Source organism: Rhizobacter sp., from assembly GCF_031412495.1.
In the GTDB taxonomy this organism is placed as follows: domain Bacteria; phylum Pseudomonadota; class Gammaproteobacteria; order Burkholderiales; family Burkholderiaceae_C; genus Schlegelella_A.
The window spans coordinates 1-6,142 of sequence record NZ_JANODC010000226.1 but is presented as its reverse complement, the minus strand read 5'-3'; the positions used below and the strand labels follow the sequence as shown (position 1 = coordinate 6,142).

Here is a 6,142-nt window from a genome sequence, read left to right as displayed (position 1 = left end):
AGCAGCGGCACCACGATGGTCAGGAAGATGCGGAACTCGCCGGCGCCGTCGATGCGCGCCGCCTCGAGCAGCTCGTCGGGGATGCCGCGCGCGAACTGGCGCACGAGGAAGATGCCGAAGATGCTGGCCATCGCCGGCACGACGGCGCCGCCGTAGGTGTTGATGAGGCCGAGCGGCTTCAGCATCAGGAAGAGCGGCAGCATCGCCACCTGGCCGGGGATCACGAGCGCCGCCAGCATCGCCTGGAAGAGCGCCTCGCGGCCGCGGAAGCGCAGCTTCGCGAAGGCATAGCCGGCCATCACGTTGAAGCTCACCGAGATCAGCGTCGCGAGGGTGGCGATGGCCAGGCTGTTGAACAGGTGCCGGCCCATGCCGACGCTGCCGAACAGCTGCCGGTAGTTGTCGAGCGTGACCTCGGCCGGCAGCACCGGCGTCGGCAGGGTGCTCGACGCGCCGGCCGGCATGAACGACACGGAGAGCATCCACAGCAGCGGGAAGAGGCTCGCGGCGGCGAGGCCGGCGAGCAGGCCGTTGACCACCCAGACGGCGAGGCGCGGGTTCATCGGCGGCTGGCCGCCGGGTCGCGGTCGAAGCGCCAGAGCAAGGCGCTCGCGGCGAAGATGACGAGGAACAGCACGAAGGCGACCGACGAGGCGAAGCCCAGGTTCCACCAGCGGAAGCCTTCCTCGTACATGAAGTAGAGGACGCTGACCGTGCTGCGCAGCGGCCCGCCCTGCGTCATCACGTAGGGCTCGGCGAACAGCTGGAAGTAGCCGGCGAGGGTCAGGATGCCGACCATCACGAGCGTCGGCAGGAGCATCGGGAAGGTCATGTCGGCGAACTGCCGCACCGGCCCGGCCCCGTCGACGCGCGCCGATTCGTACAGCTCGCGTGGCACCGCCTGCAGGGCGGCAAGCAGGATGATCATGTTGTAGCCGAAGTTCTTCCAGGCCGCGAACAGGATGATCGCCGGCATCGACCAGTGCGGGTCGCCGAGCCAGTCGACCGGGTCGATGCCGAGCCCCGCGAGCGCCTGGTTGATCAGGCCGTAGCGCGTGTGCAGCAGGTAGCGCCAGATCACCGCCACTGCCACCACGGTCGTGACCACCGGCGCGAACAGGGCGGTGCGGAACAGCCCCGGCCAGCGCGCGAAGCGGGAATGGAGCAGGAGGGCCGCACCGAGCGACAGGCCGATCGACACCGGCACGCCGACGGCGACGAAGTAGAGCGTGTTGCCGAAGGCCTGCCAGAAGAGCGGCGTCTGCAGCAGGCGGCCGTAGTTGTCGAGGCCGACGAAGCGCAGCTGCGACAGGTCGGCGAGCGCGTACAGGTCGAAGTCGGTCAGGCTGAGGGCCAAGCCGGCGAGCACCGGCGCGACGAAGAACACGCCGATGACGACGAGCGCCGGCGCGGCCAAGGCCCAGCCGATGACGCCGGAACGCCTCATCGCGCCGGTGCCGCTGCGCCGGCCGAGGCGCCCGCCGCTGCGATCGCCCGCGCCCGCAGCCAGCGGCGCTTCTCGAGCAGCGCGTCGACGGCGGCGTCGAGCTGCACCGTTGCCGCCTCGATGCCTTGCCGGCGGTGCACCACACGCTCGGCCGCGAGCTGCATCTCCTGGAAGATGCGCTCCCACTCCGGGATCTTCGGCGCCGCCCGCACGCGCTCGAGCTGCGCCGCGAAGGCCTGCGACGGCGGGTCGGCGGCGAGGGCCGGCGAGCGCCACGCGCTGCGCCGCGGCGGCAGGTTGCCGGTCAGGGCGTGGAAGCGCTGCATCGTCTCCGTCTCGCCCAGGTAGGCGATCAGCTGCCATGCCGCCTCGGCCCGCGGCGAACCCTTGAACAGGACCAGGCTCGAGCCGCCGGCGGTGGAGACGCCGGGCCCGTCGGGGCCGGGCAGCGGCGCCGTCGCCCAGTCGCCCTGGCGCTCCTTCGGCAGGCGGCGCCGGAACTCGCCGATGTTCCAGGGGCCGCTGACGTAGAAGGCGAACAGGCCGCGCGCGAACTCGTCCCAGACGTTGGCGATGGCGGCATTCGTCGTCACCGGTGCCAGGCCCTCGTGGAAGATGCCGGCGTAGAACGCGAGCGCACGCCGGAACGGCGCCTGCGCGAACGCGCCGCGGCTGTCGCCGTCGGCGAGCAGCGGCCCCTGCTGCAGCGACAGCGCGAACAGCGGGTCCGGCTCGTTGAGCGGCAGCAGGGCGCCGAAGCTGCGCGGGCCGCCGCGCTCGCGCACCGCCCGCATCGCCGCCAGCCACTCGGCCCAGCTCTGCGGCGGCTCGGCGTGTCCCGCGGCGCGCAGCAGGTCGGTGCGATAGAACAGCAGGCGCGTGTCGACGTACCAGGGCAGGCCGAACAGGCGGGCGCCGCCCGGCGTCGGCATGACGTTGGTGTCGAGGATGCCGGCGAAGTAGTCGCCGCGATCGATGCCGGAAGCCTGCACCCGCGCGTCGAGCGGCTCCAGCGCGTCGAGGGCGACGAGCTCGGGCAGCCAGGTGTTGCCGAGCTGGCAGAGATCGGGCAGCGAGCCGCCGGCGTAGGCCGTCAGAAGCTTCTCGTGCGCCGCGGTCCACGGCAGCTGCTGCACGTGCACGCGGGTGCCCGGGTGGCGCGCGTGGAAGTCGGGCAGCAGCTCGGCCACGACCTCGGCCTCGCGGCCCATGGCCCAGAAGTTCAGCGGCCCCTTCGGGTCGTCGGAGCGGCCGCAGCCGGCACCGGCCAGGCCGGCCGCGCCCGCGGCCAGTCGCTGCAGGGCTTGCCGGCGGGTCGTGCTCACGGGAGATGTCGGGCGCATGGGCCGCCGCCGGGGGAAAGGATCAGCCGCTATTGTCCAGCCAGCCGCCCTTGAACCCGGCGCGCTCGAGGCCGCGGCGCAGCGGCACGCAGCTGCGCATGTCGTCCCACACCAGCTCGCTTCGGTAGTTGCCGATCATCGCCAGGATCGGCCCCTGGTCGATGCCGATGCAGTCGTTGGCGATCCAGCCGAAGGCCGGGTCGATGCGGCCGTCGGAGAGCTTGGCGTCGGTCGCGATCAGGCTGCGATTGAACGAGTCCACGAAGCCGTACTTCGAGTAGATGAACTTGCCGTAGCGGGCGTGCATCTCGACGATCGCCGGGATGACGATTTCCGGCGCGAACGGCAGCGACGACAGCGCCGCCGTCGGCGCGATGGTGCCGTCGTCGATCGTGCTGTGGCGGCCGGCGCCGCGCGCCGAGTAGTCGAGGAAGTAGCGGAAGCGGTTGCCGCGGTCGAACTCGCCCATCTTGCCGGGGCCGTCGCAGGCGGTGAAGCCCCAGACGTTGGCGCCGTACTCGTAGAAGCCCTTGGGGTTGGCGATGGCGTAGGCGCGCTGCGCGTAGACCGCTCGGCGCGAGTTCTCGAAGTAGTCGAGGCCGCGCTGGCGCATGGTCGCGTCCTGGATGTCGCGGAAGTCGATCCAAACATGCGAGTACTGGTGCCCGAACAGCGGCGCGAAGCCGAGGTGCTCGTAGCCCATGAAGCGACCCCAGGCGGCACGGTGGCTCTCGCACCAGGTGCTCCAGGCGTTCTCGCCGACCGGGTGGGTGGGCGAGCCCATCGCCAGCAGGACGACCAGCATCGCCTCGTTGTAGCCGGCCCAGTCGTACGGGATGTGCCCTTTCTCCGGGCTCCAGCCCATGCTGATCAGGGAGCCGCGCACCTGGGCCCACTTCCAGTCGATGCGCCAGTAGATCGCGTTGACGGCGTCGCGGATCTCGACCTCCTCCGGATGGTGGCCCGAGAAGTAGGCCTGCGCGTGCAGCATGCCGCCCAGCAGCAGTGCGGTGTCGACCGTGGACAGCTCGCTCTTCCAGGCGCGCACGCCGGTCTTCATGTCGAGGAAGTGGTAGAAAAATCCCTTGTGCCCGCTCCTGCCGCGCGCCTGCGGCCCCTGCGGCGCGTCGCGGAAGAAGCGCACCGTCGCCAGCGTGCGTTCGCGCGCCTGGGCCCGCGTGATGAAGCCGCAGTCGGTGCCGATCACGTAGGCGGTCAGGGCGAAGCCGACCGCGGCGATGCTGCACGGCGAGGCCGTCGGGTGACGGTCCGGAACGAGGCCGTTGGCCGGGTTGCCGATGGCCCAGAAGAAGTCGAAGGTGCGCCGCTCGATGTCGTCGAAGAGCGGCGGGAGGGCCGGTCGGGTCGTCGATTCCGGCGGGCTCGCATCCGGTGCGGCGCTCGACGAGGCGTCCACCGCACGTGTGTCGTAGACCGGGTTGCGGGTCAGCTCCTCGACGGCGTCGCGCACGGCGCCGACGCCGGCGCAGCCGCCGAGCGAACCGAGCGCAGCGAGCGCGCCGGAGGTCAGCAGGCCGCGCCGGCTGAGGCCGGGGGCGGACCCGTCGCGAAGCGATTCGGGGGCAGCGGAGGGGTGTTCAGTCATCTCGCTCCAGGGTCGCGCCGTTCGACGCGATGACATCGGCATAGAACTTGGCGCTGTCCTTGGGCGTGCGCGTCAGCGTCTCGAAGTTCACGTGGACGAGGCCGAAGCGCTTCGAGTAGCCCAGCGACCACTCCATGTTGTCCATCAGCGACCAGGCGAAGTAGCCGCGGATGTCCGCGCCCTGCGCGATGGCGGCGCGGACGGCACGCAGGTGGCTGCGGTAGTAGTCGCGGCGCAGCGGGTCCTCGACGCGGCCCGAGGGCGCGGCGGGCGGGTCGTAGAAGGCGGCGCCGTTCTCGGTCACGTACTGCGGGATGTCGCCGTACTGCTGCCGGATCCAGAGCAGCGTGTCGGTCAGGCCCTGCGGGAAGACCTCCCAGGCCGTCTCGGTGTGGGCCGACTGCTTCTGCCGCACCGCCGCCGCCTTCAGCGGGTAAGCGGTGTCCTCGTGGCGGACGACGTTGCGCGTGTAGTAGTTGATGCCGAGGAAGTCGATCGGCTGGCGGATCAGGTCGAAGTCGGCCTGGGGCCATTCGGGCCAGGCCTCGCCGAAGATCTCGCCCATCTCGGCCGGGTAGCGGCCGTGGAACACGGGGTCGAGGTACTGCCGGTTCATGTAGGCCTCGGCCCGCTTCGTCGCCGCCAGGTCCTCGGGCTTCGCGGAAGCCGGGTACTTGGGCTCGATGTTGACCACCAGCCCGACCTGGTGCCTGCCGTGCGCGCGGTAGGCCTGCACCGCCTTCGCATGCGAGCGCAGCAGGTGGTGCGAGGCGATCGGCGCCTCGAACTTGTTCTTGTGGCCGGGCGCGAGCGGGCCGTGCAGGTAGCCGCCGTCGGTGACGACCCAGGGCTCGTTGAGGGTCGCCCAGAGCTTGACGCGGCCGTCGAGCCGCCGGTACATCACGCCCGCGTAGTCGGCGAACCAGTCGGCGACGTCCGGGTTGAGCCAGCCGCCGCGGTCGTCGAGCGCGGCCGGCAGGTCCCAGTGGAAGAGCGTCGCCATCGGCTGGATGCCGTGCTCGAGCAGGGTGTCGACCAGGCGTTCGTAGAAGCCGAGCCCGGCCTCGTTCACCTTGCCGCGCCCCTCGGGCAGCACGCGGGCCCAGGCGATGCTGAAGCGGTAGGCGGTCAGGCCCAAGCGCTTCATCAGCGCCACGTCGTCCTGCATGCGGTTGTAGTGATCGCAGGCCACGTCGCCGGTGTCGCCGTTCTTCACCAGGCCGGGCGTGCGCACGAAGCGGTGCCAGATGCTCGGCCCGGCGCCGTCGGCCAGCGGCGAGCCTTCGATCTGGTAGGCCGAGGTGGCGGCGCCCCACAGAAAGGCGCTGGGGAATTCGTGGGTCATGGGAGCGTGAGTTGGGGGGCAATCTAGCGTTGCGAGGGGGCGGGCACAACCGGGCCGACGTGACTATTTGACGCTCGCGGGCGCTTTCGCGGCGAAGGGGGGTACGCGCCGGGCGGGTAAGCGTCGTCCGTCACGGGCGACGTGAATCGCGGATCCGCTAGCGACCCGCCCCCGCGGGCGTCGGTTCGCGCCGATCGAGCAGTGTTTCCGCGGGGGTCGCGATGAGCGCCTGCAGGAAGCGCTCGGCGGCGGCGAGCTGCTCGAGCGCCACGTACTCGTCGGCCTGGTGCGCCTGGGCGATGTGCCCGGGGCCGCAGACGACGGTGGGAATGCCGGCCTTCTGGAACAGCCCGGCCTCGGTGCCGAAGGCGACCAGCGTCGTCGCCTCGGTGTCGACCAGG

The 6,142-nt window shown here is 71.2% G+C and carries 6 protein-coding genes; all 6 read right to left on the bottom strand.

Going from position 1 to position 6,142, the window contains the following annotated elements; all coding sequences use genetic code 11:
* Positions 1–563, bottom strand: a 563-nt coding sequence (locus tag AC30N0_RS08515; RefSeq protein ID WP_489517495.1) for a carbohydrate ABC transporter permease, incomplete at its 3' end; no start/stop codon positions are given.
* Complete coding sequence (locus AC30N0_RS08510) at positions 560–1,447, bottom strand: carbohydrate ABC transporter permease (RefSeq protein ID WP_489517494.1); 888 nt, start codon at positions 1,445–1,447, stop codon at positions 560–562. The genes AC30N0_RS08510 and AC30N0_RS08515, both read right to left, overlap by 4 nt.
* Complete coding sequence (locus AC30N0_RS08505) at positions 1,444–2,772, bottom strand: sugar ABC transporter substrate-binding protein (protein WP_489517493.1); 1,329 nt, start codon at positions 2,770–2,772, stop codon at positions 1,444–1,446. The genes AC30N0_RS08510 and AC30N0_RS08505 overlap by 4 nt, the downstream gene beginning before the upstream one ends.
* Positions 2,773–2,812: 40 nt before the next feature.
* Positions 2,813–4,396 carry a glucoamylase family protein gene (locus AC30N0_RS08500; protein ID WP_489517492.1) on the bottom strand — a complete coding sequence of 528 codons (1,584 nt, stop codon included), beginning with the start codon at positions 4,394–4,396 and terminating at the stop codon, positions 2,813–2,815.
* Positions 4,389–5,741 (bottom strand): GH1 family beta-glucosidase, encoded by a 1,353-nt coding sequence (locus AC30N0_RS08495; RefSeq protein ID WP_489517491.1) that lies wholly within the window; start codon positions 5,739–5,741, stop codon positions 4,389–4,391. Before AC30N0_RS08495 ends, AC30N0_RS08500 begins: the two co-directional genes overlap by 8 nt.
* Positions 5,742–5,898: 157 nt before the next feature.
* The coding region (locus AC30N0_RS08490; protein WP_489517490.1) for a M20/M25/M40 family metallo-hydrolase at positions 5,899–6,142 on the bottom strand (244 nt) is incomplete at its 5' end.